Annotated in this window: 17 protein-coding genes; 1 reads left to right on the top strand and 16 read right to left on the bottom strand. The window is 66.0% G+C overall.

What is annotated here, in order from left to right; all coding sequences use genetic code 11:
• Positions 1-325: 325 nt before the first annotated feature.
• From ACK4HJ_RS22665 to ACK4HJ_RS22590, 16 genes are all read right to left on the bottom strand, one after another.
• Positions 326-2,629, bottom strand: coding sequence for a helicase C-terminal domain-containing protein (locus ACK4HJ_RS22665; RefSeq protein ID WP_409835780.1), 2,304 nt, complete (start codon positions 2,627-2,629; stop codon positions 326-328).
• Positions 2,626-3,522: a hypothetical protein gene (locus tag ACK4HJ_RS22660; RefSeq protein WP_409835779.1), complete on the bottom strand. Its 897-nt coding sequence runs from the start codon at positions 3,520-3,522 to the stop codon at positions 2,626-2,628. Before ACK4HJ_RS22660 ends, ACK4HJ_RS22665 begins: the two co-directional genes overlap by 4 nt.
• A gap of 197 nt (positions 3,523-3,719) precedes the next feature.
• Entirely contained in the window at positions 3,720-4,121 is a 402-nt protein-coding gene (locus ACK4HJ_RS22655) for a hypothetical protein (RefSeq protein WP_409835777.1), read from the bottom strand.
• A 180-nt stretch (positions 4,122-4,301) separates the two neighbouring features.
• Positions 4,302-5,450 carry a galactonate dehydratase gene (dgoD, locus tag ACK4HJ_RS22650; protein WP_409835775.1) on the bottom strand — a complete coding sequence of 383 codons (1,149 nt, stop codon included), beginning with the start codon at positions 5,448-5,450 and terminating at the stop codon, positions 4,302-4,304.
• Positions 5,451-5,507: 57 nt separating this feature from the next.
• Positions 5,508-6,167, bottom strand: a complete 660-nt coding sequence (locus tag ACK4HJ_RS22645; RefSeq protein ID WP_409835773.1) for a 2-dehydro-3-deoxy-6-phosphogalactonate aldolase — start codon at positions 6,165-6,167, stop codon at positions 5,508-5,510.
• Positions 6,164-7,213, bottom strand: a complete 1,050-nt coding sequence (locus ACK4HJ_RS22640) for a 2-dehydro-3-deoxygalactonokinase (protein WP_409835772.1) — start codon at positions 7,211-7,213, stop codon at positions 6,164-6,166. Before ACK4HJ_RS22640 ends, ACK4HJ_RS22645 begins: the two co-directional genes overlap by 4 nt.
• Positions 7,214-7,224: 11 nt before the next feature.
• Entirely contained in the window at positions 7,225-8,163 is a 939-nt protein-coding gene (locus ACK4HJ_RS22635; RefSeq protein WP_409835770.1) for a dihydrodipicolinate synthase family protein, read from the bottom strand.
• Between the two features lie 108 nt (positions 8,164-8,271).
• Complete coding sequence (locus tag ACK4HJ_RS22630; RefSeq protein ID WP_409835768.1) at positions 8,272-10,005, bottom strand: IlvD/Edd family dehydratase; 1,734 nt, start codon at positions 10,003-10,005, stop codon at positions 8,272-8,274.
• A gap of 34 nt (positions 10,006-10,039) precedes the next feature.
• Complete coding sequence (gene yjfF, locus ACK4HJ_RS22625) at positions 10,040-11,077, bottom strand: galactofuranose ABC transporter, permease protein YjfF (protein ID WP_409835766.1); 1,038 nt, start codon at positions 11,075-11,077, stop codon at positions 10,040-10,042.
• Positions 11,074-12,123 carry an ABC transporter permease gene (locus ACK4HJ_RS22620; protein ID WP_409835765.1) on the bottom strand — a complete coding sequence of 350 codons (1,050 nt, stop codon included), beginning with the start codon at positions 12,121-12,123 and terminating at the stop codon, positions 11,074-11,076. The genes yjfF and ACK4HJ_RS22620 overlap by 4 nt, the downstream gene beginning before the upstream one ends.
• 161 nt (positions 12,124-12,284) lie before the next feature.
• A complete protein-coding gene (locus ACK4HJ_RS22615; protein ID WP_409835763.1) occupies positions 12,285-13,838 on the bottom strand; it encodes a sugar ABC transporter ATP-binding protein in 1,554 nt (517 codons plus the stop codon).
• On the bottom strand, positions 13,835-15,064 hold the full coding sequence (gene mmsB, locus ACK4HJ_RS22610) for a multiple monosaccharide ABC transporter permease (RefSeq protein ID WP_409835761.1): 1,230 nt from the start codon (positions 15,062-15,064) through the stop codon (positions 13,835-13,837). Before mmsB ends, ACK4HJ_RS22615 begins: the two co-directional genes overlap by 4 nt.
• 59 nt (positions 15,065-15,123) lie before the next feature.
• The gene (gene mmsA, locus ACK4HJ_RS22605; protein WP_409835759.1) at positions 15,124-16,719 is read right to left on the bottom strand and encodes a multiple monosaccharide ABC transporter ATP-binding protein; all 1,596 of its coding nucleotides are present in this window, start codon (positions 16,717-16,719) and stop codon (positions 15,124-15,126) included.
• A gap of 110 nt (positions 16,720-16,829) precedes the next feature.
• Positions 16,830-17,900 (bottom strand): multiple monosaccharide ABC transporter substrate-binding protein, encoded by a 1,071-nt coding sequence (chvE, locus tag ACK4HJ_RS22600; RefSeq protein WP_409835757.1) that lies wholly within the window; start codon positions 17,898-17,900, stop codon positions 16,830-16,832.
• 151 nt (positions 17,901-18,051) lie between these two features.
• Complete coding sequence (locus tag ACK4HJ_RS22595) at positions 18,052-19,020, bottom strand: ABC transporter substrate-binding protein (RefSeq protein WP_409835755.1); 969 nt, start codon at positions 19,018-19,020, stop codon at positions 18,052-18,054.
• 67 nt (positions 19,021-19,087) lie between these two features.
• Positions 19,088-20,539 carry an aldehyde dehydrogenase family protein gene (locus ACK4HJ_RS22590; RefSeq protein ID WP_409835753.1) on the bottom strand — a complete coding sequence of 484 codons (1,452 nt, stop codon included), beginning with the start codon at positions 20,537-20,539 and terminating at the stop codon, positions 19,088-19,090.
• 164 nt (positions 20,540-20,703) lie between these two features.
• Between ACK4HJ_RS22590 and ACK4HJ_RS22585 the strand changes: the two genes are divergently transcribed.
• The gene (locus ACK4HJ_RS22585) at positions 20,704-21,666 is read left to right on the top strand and encodes a LysR substrate-binding domain-containing protein (protein WP_409835751.1); all 963 of its coding nucleotides are present in this window, start codon (positions 20,704-20,706) and stop codon (positions 21,664-21,666) included.
• The last annotated feature ends 520 nt before the right edge of the window (positions 21,667-22,186 follow it).

Genomic DNA, 22,186 nt, shown 5'->3' with positions numbered 1-22,186 from the left:
GACTCCTGCATCACATCTGATCCCCGCATCGTCTGGACTCCTTGTTGAGAGAGTCGTCAGTATCTACAACGATGCTCTTGAACGCCAGGTTATACGGGGGTGAAATTCAACAGCCTGTTAGAACGTGTTTACGGTCTTTTCATGGTATCCGCAAGGCAGCCAACAGCCGCGATCAAGGCGCGCGCCGCAGGCCATGCTGGCGGCCTGGACAAGGTGCGCAACGCGGAGTGCGGTTGTTGGCTGCCTTGCCCGAAGGGTTGCCCCGCAAAGGCAGCGTCTGCCTTTGCGGGGTAACGGGTACGGTGAAAAGATCGTAAACACGTTCTTAGCGCGTTTGCCACCACGCGGGCAGCAGGCTGCGCACCTGGGCCTGTGCAAAGCGCTCGTCCATCAGGTGCACCACGCCCTCGTCGCTGGGCGTGCGGATCACGCGGCCAGCGGCCTGCACCACCTTTTGCAGACCGGGGTAGAGGTAGGTGTAGTCATAGCCCGCGCCAAACAGCGCCTGCATGCGCTCGCGGATCTGCTCGTTGACGGGGTTGACCTGCGGCAGGCCGAGCGTGGCAACGAACGCGCCAATCAGCCGCTGGCCCGGCAGGTCGATGCCCTCGGCAAACGCGCCGCCCAGCACGGCAAAGGCAATGCCCTGGCTGGTGTCGGTGAAGCGGGCCAGAAACTCGCGCTGCTCGCCTTCGAGCATGCGGCGCGACTGGCACCAGTGCGGCACATCGGGGTGCTGCTGCGAAAACAGTGCAGCGGCCTGCTGCAGATAGTCGTAGCTGCTGAAGAACGCCAGATAGTTGCCGGGCCGCGCACGGAACTGCTGCGCCATCAGCGCCGCAATTGGCGCCAGCGACGCGGCGCGGTGCGGGTAGCGCGTGGAGATGTGGCGCGCCACCTGCACCTGCAGCTGGTGCGCGGCAAAGGGCGACTCCACATCCACCCACACATGGTCCTCAGGCAGGCCCAGCAGGTCGGCGTAGTAGCGCGCGGGCTGCAGCGTGGCCGAGAACAAGGTGCTGGTGTGCGCAGCTGCGAGGCGGGGTTGCAGAAAGGGCGCGGGCACCACGTTGCGTATGCAGACCACGGAGTCGCCGGGTTTGGACGCCCGCAAGTGGTGGGAGGCAGAAGCCTGGGTGATGTCCACCATCGAATGCGCATCGAGCAGGTCGGCCATGCGCTGCAGGTGCAGTGCATCGAAGTAGAACGTTTGCAGCGCGCCGTCTGGCTCCGTGGGGTGATCGGTAAAGTGTTCGGTGAGCGTGGTGGTGCACTGCTGCAGCGCGGCCAGCAGCTTGTCGGGGAAGGTTTCGAGCACCGTGTACGGGGCCGGGTGCGCCTTGTCCAGCGCCACCCAGGCGCGGCGCACCTTGTCCAGCGCCTTCTTCACCGGCGCGTGCTGCGCAGCGGTGGGGCTGCTGCGGGCCTGGGCCAAGGCGGCGGGGTGCAGTTCGGCCGTGAACATCTTGCGGCCGCGCTCCACCAGGTTGTGGGCCTCGTCAACCAGCAGCGCCGTGCGCCACTGGTTGGCCTGGGCCAGGCCGTGCAGCAGGCCGCCCAGGTCAAAGTAGTAGTTGTAGTCGCCCACCACCACATCGGCCCAGCGGGCCAGCTCCTGACTCAGGTAGTAGGGGCAGACATCGTGCTGCAGGGCCACGTCGCGCACGCGTGCTTGTTGCAGGACGGGCGCGGGGGGGCCTGCACTGGCAGAGGCCACGGCGGCAGCGCGGGCGGCAGGCAGCCGGTCGTAGAAGCCCCGCGCCAGCGGGCACGATTCGCCGTGGCAGGCCTTGTCCGGGTGTTCACACGCCTTGTCGCGCGCTACCAGTTCCAGCACGCGCAGGGTCAGCGCCGGTGCGCTGTGGGACAGGCGCGCCAGCGCATCCAGCGCCATCTGCCGCCCCGAGGTCTTGGCGGCCAGAAAGAACACCTTGTCGATGCGCTGCGCAGGCGCAGCCTTGAGCAGCGGGAACAGCGCGCCCATGGTTTTGCCAATGCCCGTGGGTGCCTGGGCCAGCAGGCAGCGGCCCGCCACTGCCGCCTTGAAAACGGCCTCGGCCAGCGGGCGCTGGCCCGTGCGAAAGCCGCCAAACGGAAACGCCAGCGTGTTCAATGCAGCATCGCGCGCTGCACGGTGGGCCACCTGCTGTTCGGCCCAGGCAATGAAGCGCTGGCACTGGGCCTCGAAGTGCTGGCGCAGGTCGTCGGCGCTGCAGTGTTCGGTGAACACCGTCTCTTGCTGCGTGCCCACGTCCAGATACACCAGCGCCACGTCGATGTGCGCCAGCTGCTCCTGCTCGCACAGCAGCCAGCCATACACCTTGGCCTGCGCCCAGTGCAGGTGGCGGTGCGATGCGGGTTGGCGGTCCAGCCGCCCCTTGAAGGTCTTGACCTCGTCGATGCGCTGCTGCGCGGGGTCGTAGCCATCGGCCCGGCCACGCACGCGCAGGCTCTGGTAACTGCCGCTCAGTGCCACCTCGGCGCGGTAGCCTGCACCCCGGCGCGACGCTGCCACCGCATGACCCGCCATGCCCTCCAGCGCGGTGGGTGCTGGCGTAAAGCGCAGGTCCAGATCGCCCTGCTTGGCGGTGAACTCGCACAGCTCGCGCACCGCCACGGTGTAGGTCATGGCGCGGCGGAAGTGCTGTCGGAAGCAGGCGTGGAAGGCTCGCCCAGGTGGGCCTGCGCCATGTCGTCCTCGCTGCGCAGCGGCGTGGCCTTGCACAGCGCCATCCACACCGCAAAGGGCAGCGTGCAGCGGTTGTGCCTCGCGGGGCGCAGCAGCTCAAAGCGCCCGTCCTCCACACTGCCATGCAGCATCCAGATGCCGAAGTGCTCGGGGATTTCGTCGGGCTCGGCAATGCCGGCGGGAAAGACGTAGTAGCACTCTTCACACAGCCACTGGTAGGCCTGGCGCTTTGCATCGTGCCGCAGGTCCGACAGCAGGTCGGCCCGGCTGGCCTTCACCTCATGCACCATGGGCTGCAGGTAGGCGGGCACGGAGGTGTTGCGCACCGAGAAAAGATCAGGCCGCGCCATGCGCCACACATTGGCGGCGGCGCGGGCAGCGGGGGCGTGGTCATCGTCGGCCCAAAGTGGGGCCATGGCAGGTGCTGTACTGGCCGGCACATCAGACGTGTATTCAGCATCCGCCGTGGCAGGCGGCTGCACCACCGGCCCTGCCGGCACGCTGTCGATCACCGCGCGCAGCGACAACTCCGTCCACACGATACGGCCTGCGGCCAGGAGCTGCGCGGCAAACTTCTGGCCCAGCCGATCGTGCAAACTCAGCGCACGCACGCCGCGCTGGCGCGCCTGGGCCAGGGTGCGGACGCCGTCGTCGGTAAGGCGCAGAGTTTCACAGCCGTCTGCGGCAATGTGCAGACTGATGAGCCCGGCGGCCAGCAGGTCAATCTCCAGCCCGTCCTTGCACGGCCAGCCGGCCGACCGCCAGATCTGCATGAGCCGGGTTCGGTGAAAGCGGGTGATGGGCGGCGGCGAGGCCGGGAGGGAGGCCGTCATGGAGTGGAGGTGGCCGGGACAGGGCGAAGGCACTGATTTTAATCACAGTGTCTTTGCAGGCGACAGACGGCTGGCCTCCGTGAACGCGAACTCGTCAGTGTTTATGAATAAAAATCGGCTGCAGCGCTCGTCCCACAAGCGCTGGCAGCTATCAAAATGAAAGTAACTCAGCGCGCAGTGGGTGTAGCAATACGGCGTCAGGCTTTGTCTGGCTCCACAAACACCGGCTTGTTGGCTTCGCGCGCCGGGTCCTGGGCGGGTTCGGGATCCACCGCCTGACCCACTGCGGCACCGCCGAGCGCGCCTGCAATGGCCCCGGCCGTGCCGCCAACAAACACGCCCAGCGGGCCGCCCACCGCCACACCCAGGGCGGCGCCTGCGGCGGCACCGGTCATCATGCCGCCGCCCATCAGGGCCGACTTGGATTCGCGCTCGGCCTCTTCCGGCGTCAGCAGGTGCTGTGCTGCCGGGTCCGGATCCTGCGACGGTATGCCGTGGCCGGGTTTGGCCTGTTCCGCCATGTCGGCGTCGATGGCTTCTTGCGGTGGCTGTCGCTGTAGTTGCTGCTCGTCGATGGCTTTGAGTGCGAGGGGTTTCATGGCTCTCTCCTTGAGGATTGCAATGAATCCATTTTTTTCCCGCTGCGCTGCCGCATCCGCCATCCGTCAAGTCGGGGCGTTGTCGGACAAGCGCTTGCGCCGCGCCGTGGCTTGACGCGGGTCAAGGTTTGCCAGCCGGCCTGCGTTCCGCGAGGTTTATGCAGGACATCTCTAGCCGCCTCACCACTCCGCAAAACTTCCATCCCGGTGCCGCCACACCGGGTTTCTCCACCGGTGCCCTTCTGCCGCACGCTCGCGCACATAGTCCTCATGCACCTCAATCCCCAAGCCCGGTCCGTTCGGGATAGCGACCATCCCATCCTGGTACGCAAATACCTCGGGATTGGACACATAGTCCATCAGGTCGTTGGCCTGGTTGTAGTGGATGCCCAGGCTCTGCTCCTGGATAAAGGCGTTGTAGCAAACCGCGTCCAGCTGCAGGTTGGCGGCCAAGGCAATGGGCCCCAGCGGGCAGTGCAGGGCCAGGGCCACGTCGTAGGCCTCGGCCATGCTGGCGATCTTGCGGGTCTCGGTGATGCCGCCTGCGTGCGAGGGGTCGGGCTGGATGATGTCCGCATAGCCGCCTTGCAGCACGCGCTTGAAGTCCCAGCGCGAGTACAGGCGCTCGCCCAGGGCGATGGGGGTGGGCGAGATGCGGGCGATCTCCTTCAGCGCCTCTTCGTGTTCGCTCAGCACGGGCTCTTCGATGAACATGAGCTTGTAGGGCTCCAGCTCCTTGACCAGCACCTTGGCCATGGGCCGGTGCACACGGCCGTGGAAGTCCACGCCAATCCCCACGTTCGGCCCCACGGCCTCGCGCACGGCGGCCACGTTTTGCAGGCAGCGCTCCACTTTGTCGTAGCTGTCCACGTACTGCACTTCTTCGGTGCCGTTCATCTTGACGGCCGTGAAGCCGCGCGCCACGGCGGCTTGGGCGGCGGCGGCTGTCTCGCTGGGGCGGTCTCCGCCGATCCAGCTGTAGACCTTGATGTGGCTGCGCACATTGCCCCCCAGCAGCTCGGACACGGGCACGCCCAGTGCCTTGCCCTTGATGTCCCACAGCGCCTGGTCGATGCCGGCCAGTGCGCTCATGTGCACGCCGCCTCCCCGGTAGAAGCCGCCCCGGTACATAACCGTCCAATGGTCTTCGATGTGGCGCGGGTCTTTGCCAACGAGGTAGTCGGCCAGTTCATCGACGGCAGCGGCCACGGTGTGCGCGCGGCCTTCCAGCACGGGCTCACCCCAGCCGGTGATGCCTTCGTCCGTTTCTATTTTGAGGAAGCACCAGCGCGGCGGGACGATGAACGTGGTGAGTCGGGTGATCTTCATGGGGGCGGGACAGTCGGTTCAGAAATGCTGGGTTGTCTGGAGCGAGTAGGGGGCGGTTCAGGCCGTGGCGGGCGCGGTTCCAAACGACGCCTGCCACGCCCGCGCAAACGTTGCCGCCTTGTGCGCCACCTCGGGGGCCTGGTCGCCGGGCCGGTACAGAGCCGATCCCAGGCCAAAGCCGCTGGCGCCAGCGGCGGCATAGGGCGCGATGCTCTCGGGCACGATGCCGCCCACGGGCACCAGTGCCATGGGCGGCGTGATGACGGCGCGCCAGGCCTTGAGCACATGGGGCGGCAGCGCCTCGGCGGGGAACAGCTTGAGCATGTTGGCGCCCGCGGCCAGGGCCGCATAGGCCTCGGTCAGCGTGGCCACGCCCGGCGCGCAGGCCATGCCGGCGGCGCGTGCGGCGCGGATCACGTCGGGGTTGCTGTGGGGCATGACGATGATCTGCCCGCCGGCTGCGGCCACATCGGCAACGGCATCGATGGAGAGCACGGTGCCTGCGCCCACCAGGCAGTCGGCTGGCAGTGCATCGCGCAGCGCGCGGATGCTGGCCAGCGGCTCGGGCGAGTTGAGCGGCACTTCGATGATGCGAAACCCCGCGTCGTACAGCGCGTGGCCGATGGCCACCACCTCGTGCGGCTGCACGCCGCGCAGGATGGCGATGAGCCCGCAGCGCTGCAGGATGTGGAACAGGGTTTTGTCGATGGGGTTCATGCAGCCAGACTCCCGGCGGTGAAGGGGTGTGAGGGGGCGGGTGCGGGCGCAACGACCAACCCTGCCGCCAGCGCGATCTGCCACAGCCCAGTGGCCGTGGCCTGCGTGGCGATGGTGCGGGCGGCAAAGCCACAGGTCTGCAGCGCGATGGCGTAGCGGCGGCACAGGTCGGGCTCGCCGCACAGCACCAGCGTTTGGGGTGTGGCCTGCGTCTGATCCTGCACACGGGCCAAGCTGGCGATCTCGTACCCGATCAGCAGGCCCGAGAGGTAGTCCGCTTGCGCGGTAGGCGCCAGCGCGCCGGTCAGCCCCAGCGTGCGGGTGCTGAAGATGTGCGAGAGCAGTCCCAGCGCGGCATCGCTGCCCCGCGCCACCTCCAGCCCGCGCGCAAAGGCATCGTCGTCGGGTGCCGCTGCGGCCTGCATGGTCTTGCCCAGAATCGTGTGGCCGCGCAGTGCGGCAAACACCTCGCCGGTCATGAAGGTGTGGAACTGTTCGATGCGGCCCCGGCGTGCCAGCACCCATTTGCTGTGGGTGCCGGGCAGGCCGATGAGCACGGGCGCATCCGCAGGCAGCGCAAGGCCCGCCAGCACGCCCAGCACCTGGGTTTCTTCGCCGCGCATCACGTTGGGCAGCGCGCCCTGCTGCAACAGGCCTGGCACGATGTGCAGCGGCGGGCCGTCGCGCCGCTCCACCAGCGTCAGGCCCCGCGCCAGTGCATCAAGCGAGGTGGGCGTCGGCAGGTACTTGGCCTCGCGCCAGCCCTGGGCGCTGCCCACCATGCCGCAGGCCAGCAGGGGCAGGCCAGGTGTGGCGGCCAGCCAGTCGCCACAGGTGTCTTGCAGTGCGCGTTCAAACGCGGCGCCGGGCTCGCCGTCTGCCACGTTCGCGGTGGCGGGGGGCAGGTTCATGATGCCCCAGGGGCGGTGCCGCGTCTCCAGCACCTCGCCATGCGCGCCCATGCGGAAGGCGCGCAATGCGCTGGTGCCCCAGTCCAGGGCAATCAGGCCCGCCTCGGCGGGCACCAGATAACGTGCAGGCACCATGGGTGTCCTGCTTAACGCGCCCAGCGCAGCACCAGCGGGTCCAGCCGCCGTGCGATGTCGATCAGGCCTCGGCGCACCTCGGGGTACATGGCCGGGAAGGGGTGGCGGCCCGCTTCGCAGGCGATCACGCCGCCTTCCTTCATCAGCGCCTTGGCCGTGAGGATGCCGCCCTGGCGGTTCTCGTGGTTGATGAGGGGCAGCCAGCGCTGGTACAGCGCAAACGCCTGGTCCCTATCGCCCTGGCGGTGGGCTTGGATGATGGGGCGGATGCCGTCGGGGAAGGCGCCGCCCGTCATCGCGCCCGTGGCGCCCGCATCCAGGTCGGCCAGCAGGGTGATGGCTTCTTCGCCGTCCCACGGGCCTTCGATGGCGTCTCCACCCAGGCGGATCAGCTCGCGCAGCTTGCTGGCGGCGCCGGGCACTTCGATCTTGAAGTAGGCCAGGTTTTCAATCTCTTGCGCCATGCGGGCCAGGAAGGGGGTCGAAAGCACGGTGCCGCTGGCGGGTGCGTCCTGCACCATGATCGGGATGCTGATGGCGTCGGATACACGGGCATAGAACTCGTAGATCTGCGCCTCGGGCACGCGGAAGGTGGCGCCGTGGTAGGGCGGCATGATCATCACCATGGCTGCGCCCATGTCCTGCGCGGCGCGGCTGCGCTCGACGCATACACGGGTGCCGTAGTGGGTGGTGGTGACGATGACGGGCACGCGGCCTGCCACATGCTCCAGCGATGTGCGGGTGAGGACTTCGCGCTCGGCATCAGACAGCGAGAACTGCTCCGAGAAGTTGGCCAGGATGCAGACGCCATCCACGCCCGCATCGATCATGAAGTCGACGCAGCGCTTCTGGCTCTCCAGGTCGAGTGTTCCGTCTTCGTGGAAGGTGGTGGGCACCACGGGAAAGATGCCGCGATAGCGAGGGTTCTGGAGCGAATAGGTGGCTGGCATGGCGGAAGTAAGATGGAATTTGGGTCAAGTATGCCCCTAGCGCTTATCTGTCAAGCGCTAACAGCTATTAAAGTTGTAGCAATCTCTGGGGCTGGCGGGCTGACGGTATCAGTGGGAATGGCGTGGGACAGCCGCTCCCCTGCAACCCACCAGAAAGTCAAAGTCGCAACCATCGTCCGCCTGCAGCACGTGGTCCACGTACAGGCGCCGATAGCCGCCGCGCCCGCCTTGGTCCGTGTTGTCCAGCGCGGCCAGCCGCGCGGCCAGTTCCTCGTCACTGATATCGAGGTGCAGGCGGCCGCTTTCGCAGTCCAGCTCGATGAAATCGCCATCGCGCACCGTGGCCAGCGGGCCACCGGCTGCCGCCTCGGGTGCCACGTGCAGCACCACGGTGCCGTAGGCGGTGCCGCTCATGCGCGCGTCCGAGATGCGTACCATGTCCTTCACGCCCTGGCGCAGCAGCTTGGGCGGCAGGCCCATGTTGCCCACCTCGGCCATGCCGGGGTAGCCCTTGGGGCCGCAGTTCTTGAGCACCATCACGCAGCTGGCGTCGATGTCCAGGTTCTCATCGACGATGCGCTCCTTGTAGTGCTCCAGGTTCTCGAACACCACGGCGCGGCCCCGGTGCTTGAGCAGCTCGGGCGAGGCGGCCGACGGCTTGAGCACCGCGCCACGCGGCGCCAGGTTGCCGCGCAGGATGCAGATGCCACCGTCGGCAATCAGCGGGTTGTTGATCGGGCGGATCACCTCGTCGTTGTATTGCGGGGCTTCGCGCACGTTGTTCCACAGGCTCTTGCCGTTGACGGTGAGGGCGTTGGGGTGCGGCAGCAGGCCGCTCTCGCCCAGGCGGCGCAGCACTGCGGGCAGGCCGCCTGCGTAGTAGAACTCTTCCATCAGGAAGCGGCCAGAGGGCTGCAGGTCCACCAGCGTGGGCGTACCCCGGCCGATGCGGGTCCAGTCTTCCAGGTCCAGCTGCACGCCGATGCGCCCGGCAATCGCCTTCAGGTGGATGACGGCGTTGGTGGAGCCGCCAATGGCCGCGTTGGTGCGGATGGCGTTCTCGAACGCCTCTCGGGTGAGGATCTTGGAGAGCGTGAGCCCTTCGTGCGCCATCTCCACAATGCGCTTGCCGGACATGTGGGCCAGCACATAGCGGCGCGAGTCCACGGCCGGTATGGCTGCGTTGTGCGGCAGCGAGGTGCCCAGTGACTCGGCCATGCAGGCCATGGTGCTGGCCGTGCCCATGGTGTTGCAGGTGCCGGCGGAGCGGGACATGCCGGCCTCGGCCGCAAAGAACTGGTGTTCGTTGATCTCGCCCGCCTTCAGTGACTCGTGCAGGCGCCACACGGCCGTGCCCGAGCCGATGTCCTTGCCGTCGAGCTTGCCGTTGAGCATGGGCCCGCCGGTGACCACGATGGCCGGTACGTCGCAACTGGCTGCGCCCATCAGCAGCGCAGGCGTGGTCTTGTCGCAGCCCACCAGCAGCACCACTGCGTCGATGGGGTTGCCGCGAATGGCCTCTTCCACGTCCATGCTGGCCAGGTTGCGCGTGAGCATGGCCGTGGGGCGCAGGTTGGATTCGCCGTTGGAGAACACCGGAAACTCCACCGGGAAACCACCCGCCTCGTAAATGCCGCGTTTTACATGCTCAGCAATCTTGCGAAAGTGTGCGTTGCACGGGGTCAGCTCGGACCAGGTGTTGCAGATGCCGATCACCGGGCGGCCGTCAAAAACATGGTCGGGAAGGCCCTGGTTCTTCATCCAGCTGCGGTACATGAAGCCGTTCTTGTCGGCCGTGCCGAACCATTCGGCGGAGCGGAGTTTGCGCTTGGGGGTGGTCATGGTGGGGTGCGAAAGGAAGAGGGGAAACAACGGTTCAATGGCGCTTGCCCGAGCGGCGCGAAAGCAGCCGCTGCAGCAGACAGAAAGCGAACAGCAGCACACCAACGACGATGCGCGTCCACCAGGAGCTGAGCGTGCCGTCGAAGGAAATCAGGGTCTGGATGATTCCGAGCATGAGCACGCCAAACAGCGTGCCCGCCACATAGCCCACGCCACCCGTGAGCAGCGTGCCGCCAATGACCACGGCAGCAATCGCGTCCAGCTCCATGCCCACGGCATGCAGGCCGTAGCCCGACAGCATGTAGAACGTGAACACCACGCCCGCCAGCGCTGAGCAAAAGCCCGAGAGCGTGTACACACCGATCAGCGTGCGGCGCACCGGCAAGCCCATGAGCACAGCCGAGTGCTCGCTGCCGCCCACCGCATACACGCTGCGGCCAAACGGCGTGCAGTGCGCCACGAACAGGGCCACCAGCAGCACGGCGATGGCGATGAGCGCCCCCAGCGAAAGGGATGCGCCTTCCCACAGCGGCAGTCGCCATTGCGCCAGTTCCGAATAGCCTTCGTGTGTGATGCTGATGGAGTCGATGCTGATGAGGTAGCACAGCCCCCGCGCCAGGAACATGCCCGCCAGCGTGACGATGAAGGGCTGCAGCCGAAAGCGCTCGATGAGGAAACCCATGAACGCACCAAACGCCGTGCCCATCAGCAGCACCAGCGGAATGGCGGCTAAAGGGTTCCAGCCCCGGTGTTCCACCAGTGCGGCCAGCACCATGGTGGCCAGCGCCACCACCGATCCCACGGAGAGGTCGATGCCGCCCGACAGGATCACGAACGTCATGCCCACCGCTACGATGATGAGGAAGGCGTTGTCGATCAGCAGGTTGAGGAACACCTGGGCCGAGAAGAACCCGGTGTACAGCACCGAACCCAGCGTGGCCATGGCCACGAACAGCGAGATGGTGGCCGCCAGCGGCAGGTACTTGGGGTTGAACCGGGCGCGCGCAGCGGCGGCCGGTGGGGCAGGGGGGCTCACGGTGCCGAAGCCTGCGGTCTTGGGAACGGCGCTCATTGCAAGGCTCCCGCGCCAGGACGGCGTGCCAGCGCGCCGACTTGCGCCCGGAACTCGGGCGACTGCATCAGCATGACGATGAATACGACCACGGCCTTCACCACCAGGTTGATCTCGGGCGGCACGCCCAGCGAGTAGATGGCGTAGGTCAGCGTCTGGATGATGAGTGCGCCAATCACGCTGCCCACCAGGCTGAAACGGCCTCCGGTGAGGGCGGTGCCACCCAGCGTGACGGCCAGGATGGCGTCCAGCTCCAGCAGTTGCCCGGCGTTGTTGCCGTCTGCACTCTTCACGTTGGAGCTGATAAGCAAACCCGCAATGCCCGCGCACACGCCGCAGAACACATAGGCCGCCACGATAAGCCGCCCCGCCTGCACACCCGCCACCCGCGCCGCCGTGGGGTTGATGCCCACTGCCTGGATGAACAGGCCCAGCGCCGTGCGGGTGATGGCGAGGTACAGGATGGCAAAGACCGCCGCCACGATAAAGAGCGAGAACGGCAGGCCCGCCAGATAACCCCCGCCGATGAAGAAGTAGGGCGTGTAGTAGATGGTGATGATCTGCCCGTCGGTGATCAGCTGCGCGATGCCCCGGCCCGCCACCATGAGGATCAGCGTGGCAATGATGGGCTGCATGCCCACCTTGGCCACCAGCACGCCGTTCCACAGCCCGCACAGCAGTGCCACGCCGATGGCGCCCAGGATGGCTACGGGCAGCGGAAACCGGCTTTCGGTGCCCGACACCGAGCCACCGATCAGCCAGGCCGCGACCGCAGCGGCAATCGCCACGGTGGCCCCCACGGAGATGTCGATGCCGCGCGTGGCAATCACCAGCGTCATGCCCAGCGACACCAGCACCAGCGGCGCGGCGCGGTTCAGGATGTCGATGAGGCTGCCATACAGGTGGCCGTCGCGCCATTCGATGCGCAAAAAGCTGGCATTGAAGGCCGTGTTGATGGCCAGCAAAAGCAGCAGCGTGATGATGGGCCACGCGAGGCGGTGGCGCATCAGGGCCGAAATAGGGAATGCAAGGCTGCGCTCAGACATACAGTTCATCCATGGCGCTGCGCTCGATACGGACGCGGTCCAGGCGAGGGCAGCCGAGCAAGGGCCGCCCCGCAGTGAGGGCTGCGTCCTCCTGCCCGCATCGCAAAGCGATGCGAGAGCGGGGGGAAGCCGCGATGCGGCTCAGGGGGGTGTTCTTTATTTCAAGCATGTTCGGCGGCGATGAGTTCATAAACGGCGTCCTCGCTGCTGCCTGCGGGCAGCTCACCCACCTTGTGGCGGTCGCGGAGCACCACGATGCGGTGCGCCACGCGCACCACCTCGCTCATTTCGGAAGAGATGAACAGCACGGCCATGCCGGCCTGGGCCAGGCGCAGGATCTGGTCCATGATTTCCTGCTTGGCGGCCACGTCGATGCCGCGCGTGGGTTCGTCCAGGATCAAGAGGCGCGGCTCGATGGCCATCCAGCGCGCGAGGATGGCCTTTTGCTGGTTGCCGCCCGACAGCAGGCCGATGGGCTTGTCCACACTCTCGGTCTTAATGCCCAGCAACTTCACGTAGCGCTCGGCCAGCGCCGTCTGCTCGGCACGCGAGAGGAATTTGCCCACACCCATGCGCGCCTGCAGCGCCAGCGCAATGTTCTCGCGCACCGACAGCTCGGCCACGATGCCGTCGGTCTTGCGCTCTTCGGGGCACAGGGCCAGGCCGTGGCGGATGGCGTCCATGGGGTTCGCAAACTTCACCACCTGGCCGTCGATGCGCAGCACGCCCCGGTCGGGCTGCTCCAGGCCAAACAACAGGCGCGCCAGCTCGGTGCGGCCCGAGCCCAGCAACCCCGCCAGCCCCACCACCTCGCCTGCGCGAATCTGCAGGTCCAGCGGCTGCAGTTGCGCGTCCTGCCCCAGGCCCTCGGCTTGCAGCAAGGTGGCCTGGCGGCTGTCCACAGCGGGCGCTGGTGCAGGTTGCTCCGACGCAGCGGCCAGGTCGCGGCCCAGCATGGCGGCGATCAGTGCTTGCGGCCCCAGGTCCTTGGCTAGCCACTCACCCACCCAGCTGCCATTGCGCAGCACGGTGATGCGGTCCGACACGGCATACACCTGGTTCAAAAAGTGCGTCACAAAGACGATGGACAGCCCCTCGCTGCGCAGGCGCCGCAGCACCTCGAAGAGCTTTTGCACCTCGTCGTCGTCCAGGCTGGAGGTGGGTTCGTCTAGGATCAGCACGCGTGATTCGATGCTGAGTGCGCGCGCAATCGCCACCAGCTGCTGCACGGCCACCGGGTAGTCCGACAGCAGGCGCGTCACGTCGATCTGCAGGCCGATGCGCGCCACCAGATCGCGGGCGCGTTGGCGCAGCGTGGCCCAGTCGATGCGAAAACCCTGCGCGATGCCGCAGCGCGGGTAGCGGCCCGCAAAGATGTTCTCGGCCACCGAGAGGTTGGGGCAGAGGTTGACCTCCTGGTACACCGTGCTGATGCCCAGACGCTGCGCGGCCAGGGGCGAGTCGGGCCACACGGCTTCCCCTCCCAGCCGCATCTGGCCGCCGCTGGCCTCCAGCACGCCCGTCAGCACCTTGATCAGTGTGGACTTGCCCGCACCGTTTTGCCCCATCAGCGCATGGATCTCGCCAGGGTAGAGGTTGAGCTGCACATCGCGCAGCACGGTGATGCCCGAAAACTGCTTGTGGATGCCCGAGAGCTGCAGCACGGGGGCTGCAGCAGGGGCGTGAGCGGTGGATGCGTCCATGGCAGCCGTCATGCCTTGTTCTTGTTGTAAACGTCCACGAGCACGGCGGCCAGCAGCACCACGCCCTTGATGACCTGCTGGTAGTCGATGCCGATGCCCAGGATGGACATGCCGTTGTTCATCACGCCCATCACAAAGGCGCCGATGACCGCGCCCATCACCTTGCCCACACCGCCCGAGGCCGATGCGCCGCCGATGAAGCAAGCCGCGATCACGTCCAGTTCAAAGCCCAGCCCCGCCTTGGGCGTGGCCGTGTTCAGCCGCGCCGCGAACACCAGCCCGGCCAGGGCGGCGAGCACGCCCATGTTGATGAAGGCGTACAACGTGAGCCGTTCGGTCTTGATGCCCGAGAGCTTGGCCGCCTTTTCGTTGCCGCCCATGGCGTACACGCGGCGGCCGATGGTGGTGCGGCTGGTAACAAAGTCGAACAGCACGATCAGCAGCGCCATGACGATGAGCACGTTGGGCAAGCCCTTGTAAGAGGCGAGCAGGTAGCTGAAGTACACCAGCAGCCCGCTAAAGACCACGGTGCGCGCGATGAAGAGGCCCGCGGGCTCTGTCTGCACGCCGTGGCGCAGCCGGTTGGCGCGCTGGCGCAGGCCAGCCACGGCCAGGGCCGCAGCCACGGCAGTGCCCAGCAGCAGCGAGGTCAGGCGCAGGCCTTCCACGCTGAACAGATCGGGGATGAAGCCCGAGCTGAGCATCTGGAATGCCGAGGGGAACGGCCCAACCGACTGCCCCGCTAGCAGCGCCAGCGCCAGTCCCTTGAACACCAGCATGCCCGCCAGCGTGACGATGAACGACGGAATGCGCGAGAACGCCACAAAGCTGCCTTGAATGGCGCCAATGAGTCCGCCGCAGAGCAGGCACACCAGCGTGGCGGGCACAAAGTGCCAGTTGTATTCGACCATCAGCACCGCAGCCAGTGCGCCGATGAAGCCACACACCGAGCCCACCGACAGGTCGATGTGCCCGGCCACGATGACCAGCAGCATGCCCAGCGCCATGATGACGATATAGCTGTTCTGCAGCACCAGGTTGGTCAGGTTCAAGGGCTGCATCAGCGTGCCCTCGGTCATGTACTGGAAGAAGCCCATGATGGCCACCAGCGTGATCAACATGCCGTATTCGCGCAGGTTGTGCTGCAGGTGCTGCAACAGCGATTTGTCGTGCCGCGCCGCTGCTGTCGTGCTGCCGTCGGCCAGCGTGCTGGCGGTGGGATGGGTGGTCTGGCTCATTTCGGTCATCAGTTGAATGCGTTGTGCGGTTCATCAGGCGCTGAAGAGGGGCGCTGCAGCTACGCGCGGCCGCCGTGCAAGGGCCGCCCCGCCGCACGGGCGGCGTCCCCCTTGAGGGGGATGGCGCGAAGCGCCTCAGGGGGGGCACTCACGATGGCTCGCATGATCTTTTCTTGCGAGGCGTCTGAAGTTGGCATCTCGGCCACAAAGCGGCCTTCGTTCATCACATAGATGCGGTCCGTGATGCCCAGCAGCTCGGGCATTTCGGAGGAGATCACGATCACGCATTTGCCCTCCGCCGCCAGCTGGGCGATGAGGGTGTAGATCTCGTACTTGGCGCCCACGTCGATGCCGCGCGTGGGCTCGTCGAGGATGAGCACTTCGGGGCTGGTGAACAGCCATTTGCTCAGCACCACTTTTTGCTGGTTGCCGCCCGAGAGGTTCAGCGTCTTCTGGTCCACGCCCGAGCAGCGGATGCGCAGCTTCTCGCGGTAGTCCTGTGCCACGCGGTGCTCCTGGCCGCTGTCGATCACGCTGGCGAACGACACGCCCGACAGGTTGGCCAGCGAGGTGTTGAACTGGATGTCTTCGTTCAGCACCAGGCCATTGCCCTTGCGGTCTTCGGTCACATAGGCCAGGCCGTGGCGCACGGCCTTTTCCACCGTGCTCACGTCGATGGGCTGGCCGTGCAGCCGCACTTCGCCGCTGATGCGCTGGCCCCACGAGCGGCCGAAGATGCTCATGGCCAGCTCGGTGCGGCCTGCGCCCATCAAGCCCGCAATGCCCACAATCTCGCCGCGCCGCACATTCAGGTCGATGCCCTTGAGGTGCTCGCGGTCGCTGCGCTGCGGGTGGTGGGCGCGCCAGTTGCGCACCTCAAAAACAATGTCGCCCACTTGCGGCTGGCGCTGGGGGTAGCGGTCGCTCATCTCGCGGCCCACCATGGCCTGGATCACGCGGTCTTCGCTTACCGGGCCTTCGCGGCAGTCCAGCATCTGCACGGTGCTGCCATCGCGCAGCACGGTGATCGCATCTGCCACGCGCGAGATTTCGTTGAGCTTGTGCGAGATCAGGATGCAGGTGATGCCCTGGGCTTTCAGCTCCAGCAGCAGGTCCAGCAGGGCCTGGCTGTCGTTCTCGTTGAGGCTGGCGGTGGGCTCGTCCAGGATCAGCAGGCGCACCTTGCGCGACAGCGCCTTGGCAATTTCCACCAGCTGCTGCTTTCCCACACCCAGCTGGCCCACGGGTGTTTCGGGGGATTCGCGCAGGCCCACCTTGTGCAGCAAGGCTTGCGCACGGCTGTGCGCGGCCATCCAGTCGATGACGCCGTGCCGCGCGGTTTCGTTGCCGAGGAAGATGTTCTCGGCAATCGACAGCAACGGCACCAGCGCCAGCTCCTGGTGAATGATGATGATGCCCAGATGCTCGCTGTCGCGGATGCCCGCAAACTCGCGCTCCTGCCCGTCGAACAGGATCTGGCCGCTGTAGCTGCCGTGTGGGTACACACCCGACAGCACCTTCATCAGCGTGGATTTGCCCGCCCCGTTCTCGCCGACGATGGCATGGATCTCCCCGGCCTGCACCTGCAGGTTGACCTGGTTCAGCGCCACCACGCCGGGGAAGGTTTTGCGGATGTCCCGCATTTCAAGAAGCATGGTCTCTCAGTCTGTTGGTGGGGCCTCTGGCCCCATCCCGGTTGCAGGCCGCCTGCGCTGCCCCGGTGGCATTCGCAGGCGGCGGCTTTAGATGCAGAAGCCGCTCGCGCTTACTTGATTTGCGATTCCTTGTAGTACCCGCTGCCTACCAGCACTGCATTCCAGTTCGAAGAATCCACCGCCACCGGCTTGAGCAGGTACGACGGCACCACCTTCACGCCGTTGTTGTATGTCTTGGTGTCGTTGATCTCGGGCTGCTTGCCTGTCAGTACGGCGTCCACCATGTTGGCGGCCACCTTGGCCAGCTCGCGGGTGTCCTTGAACACGGTGGAAGACTGTTCGCCCTTGAGGATGGACTTGATGGAAGGCACCTCAGCGTCTTGGCCGCTGACCACGGGGCAGGGCTGCTGGGCGGTGCAGTAGCCCACGCCCTTCAGGGATGACAGGATGCCGATGGAGATGCCGTCATAGGGCGAGAGCACCGCATGCACCTTGTCCTTGCCGTAGTAGGCCGACAGCAGGTTGTCCATGCGCGCCTGGGCCACCGAGCCGTCCCAGCGCAGCGTGCCCACCTTGTTCATGCCGGTCTGCTTGCTGCGCACCACCAGCTTGCCACTGTCGATGTAGGGCTGCAGCACGCTCATGGCGCCGTCGTAGAAGAAGAAGGCGTTGTTGTCGTCCGGCGAGCCGCCAAACAGTTCAATGTTGAACGGGCCCTTGCCTTGCTTGAGGCCCAGCTTGTCCACGATGGAGGTGGCCTGCAGCACACCCACCTGGAAGTTGTCGAACGTGGCGTAGTAGTCCACGTTCTTCGAGCCCTTGATGAGGCGGTCATAGGCGATGACCTTCACGCCCTTGTCGGCCGCGCTTTGCAGCACGCGCGACAGCGTGGTGCCGTCAATCGACGCGATCACCAGCACCTTGGCGCCTTTGGTGATCATGTTCTCGATTTGCGCGAGCTGGTTGGGGATGTCGTCCTCGGCGTACTGCAGGTCGGTCTTGTAGCCGCGCTCCTTGAGCACCTTGACCATGTTGTCGCCGTCGGCAATCCAGCGCGACGAAGACTTGGTGGGCATCGAGATGCCGATGGTGCCCTTGTCCTGGGCCGATGCGAGGGAGGTGGCGCCGATGGCTACGAGTGCCACGCTGGTCAGCACGGCCTTGAAAATTGCACGCTTCATTTGGTTTTGTCTCCTGTTGTTGTGAATGTCTATGCCACGCGGTGGGCCGGAACCGTCTTCTGAGCCGTTCGGGCTGAGCTTGCCTGCGCCTTGCGTGACGCTGTGACAGGCCCAGCGTGAACGGGCAGGGGCGTTCGGAGCGCCTGCGGAATCAGTACTTCCGCTTGGGGAATTCCTGAGCCGCGATCTCCATCGGGAAGATCCCTTCTTCCGTCACGATGCGCTTGGGCACCGCCTTGCCAGCCTTGATGTCCTTGACGGCGCTCATCAGCTGCGGGCCCAGCAGCGGGCTGCACTCCACGCTCACGTTGAGCTTGCCGGCGATCATGGCTTCGAAGGCGCCCTTCACCGCGTCGATGGAGATGATGATGATGTCCTTGGCGGGCTTCATGCCGGCTTCTTCGATGGCCTGGATGGCGCCAATCGCCATGTCGTCGTTGTGCGCGTACAGCACGTTGATCTTCTTGCCTTCGGCCTTCAGAAAGGCTTCCATTACTTCCTTGCCCTTGGCGCGGGTGAAGTCGCCCGTCTGGCTGCGGATGATCTTGAACTTGGGGTCGGCCTTGATGATTTCCTCAAAGCCCTTCTTGCGGTCGATGGCGGGGGCCGAGCCCACGGTGCCTTGCAGCTCGACGATGTTGACCTCGCCCTTCTGGTCCTTCATCTTGTCCACCAGCCAGCGGCCGGCCTTGCGGCCTTCTTCCACAAAGTCCGAGCCCATGAAGGTCACGTACAGCGACGTGTCCTTGGTGTTCACCGCGCGGTCGGTCAGCACCACGGGGATCTTGGCGGCCTTGGCCTCGCGCAGCACGGGCTCCCAGCCAGACTCGACCACGGGCGAGAACGCAATCACGTCCACCTTTTGCGCGATGAACGAGCGGATGGCCTTGATCTGGTTCTCCTGCTTTTGCTGTGCGTCGGAGAACTTCAGTTCAATGCCGGCCTCCTTGGCAGCGGACTTGATGGATTCGGTGTTGGCGGTGCGCCATTCGCTCTCGGCCCCCACCTGGCTGAAGCCCAGCACGATGGGCTTTTGCGCCCAGGCGGCGCCGGGCAGCAAGGCGGCCACGGGCACGGCGGCCAGGGCGGCAGCGACGGTGCGGCGGTTCATCTTCGTCATCTCTTGTCTCCTGTCTTTAATGGTTGGTTGACGATGGTTGAGGGATGGGAAATTCGCGCGAGAGGGCTCAGGCCAACATGTAGCCCGTCTTGACGGTGGTGTAGAACTCGGCGGCGTAACGCCCTTGCTCGCGGGCGCCGTAGCTCGACTCCTTGCGTCCGCCAAACGGCACATGGAAGTCCACACCCGCCGTGGGCAGGTTCACCATGGTCATGCCCACGGCAGCGTGGCGCTTGAAGTGCATGGCGCGCTTGAGCGATGTGGTGCAGATGCCCGCGCACAGCCCAAACGGCGTGTCGTTGGCCAGGGCCAGCGCGTGCTCGTAGTCGTCGGCGCGCAGCACGCAGGCCACGGGGCCAAAGATTTCCTCGCGCGCCACGCGGTGTTCGGGGCGGGCCAGGAAAAGGGCGGGGCTCATGTAGTGGCCGGGGGTGGGGCGCTCAATGCGCTCGCCGCCCCAGACATGCTCCGCCCCCTCATTGCGCGCAATGTCGATGTAGCTCAGGTTCTGCGCCAGCTGGTTGTCGTCCACCACCGGGCCCATCTCGGTGCCGCGCTCCAGCGCGTGGCCCACCTTCAGGCTGGCCAGCCGGTTGCGCAGGCGCGCCACAAAGGCGTCGTGCACCTCGGCCTCGACGATGAGACGGCTCGATGCGGTGCAGCGTTGACCGGTGGAGAAGTACGAGCCCTGCAGCGCGCAGTCCACCGCCTGGTCCAGGTCGGCGTCGGCCAGCACGATGAGCGGGTTCTTGCCGCCCATCTCCAGCTGCACCTTGGCGCGCCGTGCAGAGGCCGCGCGCAGGATGCGGTCGCCGGTGGCCACCGACCCGGTAAAGCTCAGCGCGTTGACCAGCGGGTGGTCCACCAGAGTCTGGCCGACCTCGCGGCCGCTGCCCATGACGAGGTTGAAGGCACCGGCGGGCAGGCCGCTGCGGCTGATGATTTCGGCCAGCGCCCAGCCACAGGCGGGCACCAGCTCGGCGGGCTTGAAGACCACGGTGTTGCCGTAGGCCAGGGCCGGGGCGATCTTCCAGGCCGGGATGGCGAACGGGAAGTTCCACGGCGCGATGATGCCCACCACGCCCACGGGCTCGCGGGTCACGTCCACCTGCACGCCCTGGCGCACGGAGGCCAGCAGCTCGCCCTGAATGCGCAGCGCCTCGCCCGCAAAAAACTTGAAGATCTGCCCGCTGCGAGCCACTTCGGCGATGCCTTCGGGCAGGGTCTTGCCTTCTTCACGCGCCAGCAGCGCGCCCAGCTCGTCCTTGCGGGCCAGCAGCTCGCTGCCGATCATGTCCAGCACGTCGGCGCGGCGTTGGGTCGTGCTCTGGCTCCAGGTGGGCAGGGCATCGGCCGCAGCGCGCACGGCCAGCTCGGTCTGGTTGCGGTCGGCGCGGGCGTATTCGGCCACCACCTCGCGCGTGTCCGACGGGTTGGTGCTGATGCCGGTGGTGGTGCCGATTTCCCACCGGCCGTTGATCAGGTGCCGGGGGTTGAGTTGTAGTTCGCCGTGCTTCATGGACAGGGGCCTGGGTCGGGAGGGGGATTGCAAGTGCGGCGAAGTCTATGGAAGGTTTGGATATCAATCCAATCGTTTTTTAGACAAAATACATATCGTTCTTTGCATTCTGGAAAACCCCTCCCTTTTCTCGTCCTCTTTCCCTTCCTTCCTCCCATCCATCCATGAGCACCTACAACCACTGGTTCATCCGCGCCCGCCTCAAGACGCGCCAACTGCTGCTGCTGGTGGCGCTGGCCGAAGAAGGCAACATCCACCGCGCCGCCCAGGTGCTTAGCATGACCCAGCCCGCCGCGTCCAAGCTGCTCAAGGACCTGGAGGATGTGCTGGAGGTGTCGCTGTTTGACCGCCTGCCGCGCGGCATGCGGCCTACCTGGTATGGCGAAACCATGATTCGCCACGCGCGCATGGCCCTGGCCAACCTGAACCAGGCGCACGACGAGATCGGTGCGCTCAAGCGTGGGCACTATGGCCAGGTGGGCATCGGTGCCATCACCTCACCCGGCCTGAGCCTGCTGCCCGCCGCAGTGGCGCAGGTCAAGCAGGAGCACCCCAGCCTGCGCATTTCGCTCGACATCGAAACCAGCCCGGTGCTGCTGGAGCGGCTGGAGCAGGGCAAGCTCGACATCGTGGTGGGCCGCCTGTACGAAGAGCACGACAAGGAGAACCTGCGCTATGAGTCGCTGACGGAGGAGCTGGTCTGCGCCATGACGCGCCCGGGCCACCCGCTGTCAAGCATGACCGGGTTGACGCTGCGCGACGTGGTGGCGGCCAGCTGGATCGTGCCGCCTGCGGGCAGTGTGCTGCGGCACCGGTTTGACCTGATGTTCCAGCAGGACGGGCTGGCACCGCCGCTGCACACGGTGGAGACATCGGCCCTGCTGTTCATCACGCGCATGCTGCAGCAGAGCGACATGATTGCGGTGGTGGCGGAGGATGTGGCGCGCTATTACGCGGCGCATGGGATCGTGACGGTGTTGCCGTTGGCGATGCCGTGCCATATGGATGCGTTCGGGATCATCACGCGGTCGGACCGGCTGTTGTCGCCGGCGGCGAAGGTGATGATGAAGGCGTTGAAACAGACGAGTCTGGTGCAGTATGGGCGGAGGTTGGAGGTGGGGGATTGATTTTTTGGGTGAAAATCGCTTCCGCCGCCTGCTGGTAAAGCGTTGATAGCTATTGTTTTTGTAGTGGATGCCTACTGGCTGTGAGGGGCGGGTCTGTCGAAGTTCATGTGGCTTGCGAACCGTTCGGGCTGGGCTGGTCGAAGCCTTGGTGTGCTGGTTTGAAAGGCATGCTGGGGTTGAGGGCGGGAGCCGGGTTGTCGCCCCGGCAGGCGACTCACTTCTTTTGCTTCGCCAAAAGAAAGTAAGCAAAGAAAAGGCGCCCCCCAGTCTGCGACCCCTTCGCTGTGCGAAGGGGCAAACCTGCGCCGGGGCGGTTGCGGGGTGCGCCGCAGAACTCACTGCGCTGCTTCGCAGCTCCGTTCGGACAACTGCGGCGAGTCAGTTCACAAAGCATGGGCGCTCCGACGCCCATGCCACCCCACAACCGCCCCGCCGCAGGCGCAGCCAGCAGGGGGTGGGGCAGCCGAACATCCAAACAGCCACACGGGCCTTTGCTTCGCTCGGCCCCCTCTCGCGGGCG

The organism is Acidovorax sp. (assembly GCF_046294525.1).
Classification (GTDB): Bacteria; Pseudomonadota; Gammaproteobacteria; order Burkholderiales; family Burkholderiaceae_C; genus Acidovorax.
Note: the sequence above shows the minus strand (reverse complement) of the source record. Positions and strands in the feature narration are given on the sequence as shown.

What these genes read in the sequence shown, in the direction of transcription:
- ACK4HJ_RS22665 (WP_409835780.1), bottom strand. Translation starts at nt 2,629, where the DNA reads ATGACCTACACCGTGGCGGTGCGCGAGCTGTGCGAGTTCACCGCCAAG.
- ACK4HJ_RS22660 (WP_409835779.1), bottom strand. Translation starts at nt 3,522, where the DNA reads ATGACGGCCTCCCTCCCGGCCTCGCCGCCGCCCATCACCCGCTTTCAC.
- ACK4HJ_RS22655 (WP_409835777.1), bottom strand. Translation starts at nt 4,121, where the DNA reads ATGAAACCCCTCGCACTCAAAGCCATCGACGAGCAGCAACTACAGCGA.
- dgoD (WP_409835775.1), bottom strand. Translation starts at nt 5,450, where the DNA reads ATGAAGATCACCCGACTCACCACGTTCATCGTCCCGCCGCGCTGGTGC.
- ACK4HJ_RS22645 (WP_409835773.1), bottom strand. Translation starts at nt 6,167, where the DNA reads ATGAACCCCATCGACAAAACCCTGTTCCACATCCTGCAGCGCTGCGGG.
- ACK4HJ_RS22640 (WP_409835772.1), bottom strand. Translation starts at nt 7,213, where the DNA reads ATGGTGCCTGCACGTTATCTGGTGCCCGCCGAGGCGGGCCTGATTGCC.
- ACK4HJ_RS22635 (WP_409835770.1), bottom strand. Translation starts at nt 8,163, where the DNA reads ATGCCAGCCACCTATTCGCTCCAGAACCCTCGCTATCGCGGCATCTTT.
- ACK4HJ_RS22630 (WP_409835768.1), bottom strand. Translation starts at nt 10,005, where the DNA reads ATGACCACCCCCAAGCGCAAACTCCGCTCCGCCGAATGGTTCGGCACG.
- yjfF (WP_409835766.1), bottom strand. Translation starts at nt 11,077, where the DNA reads ATGAGCGCCGTTCCCAAGACCGCAGGCTTCGGCACCGTGAGCCCCCCT.
- ACK4HJ_RS22620 (WP_409835765.1), bottom strand. Translation starts at nt 12,123, where the DNA reads ATGTCTGAGCGCAGCCTTGCATTCCCTATTTCGGCCCTGATGCGCCAC.
- ACK4HJ_RS22615 (WP_409835763.1), bottom strand. Translation starts at nt 13,838, where the DNA reads ATGACGGCTGCCATGGACGCATCCACCGCTCACGCCCCTGCTGCAGCC.
- mmsB (WP_409835761.1), bottom strand. Translation starts at nt 15,064, where the DNA reads ATGAGCCAGACCACCCATCCCACCGCCAGCACGCTGGCCGACGGCAGC.
- mmsA (WP_409835759.1), bottom strand. Translation starts at nt 16,719, where the DNA reads ATGCTTCTTGAAATGCGGGACATCCGCAAAACCTTCCCCGGCGTGGTG.
- chvE (WP_409835757.1), bottom strand. Translation starts at nt 17,900, where the DNA reads ATGAAGCGTGCAATTTTCAAGGCCGTGCTGACCAGCGTGGCACTCGTA.
- ACK4HJ_RS22595 (WP_409835755.1), bottom strand. Translation starts at nt 19,020, where the DNA reads ATGACGAAGATGAACCGCCGCACCGTCGCTGCCGCCCTGGCCGCCGTG.
- ACK4HJ_RS22590 (WP_409835753.1), bottom strand. Translation starts at nt 20,539, where the DNA reads ATGAAGCACGGCGAACTACAACTCAACCCCCGGCACCTGATCAACGGC.
- ACK4HJ_RS22585 (WP_409835751.1), top strand. Translation starts at nt 20,704, where the DNA reads ATGAGCACCTACAACCACTGGTTCATCCGCGCCCGCCTCAAGACGCGC.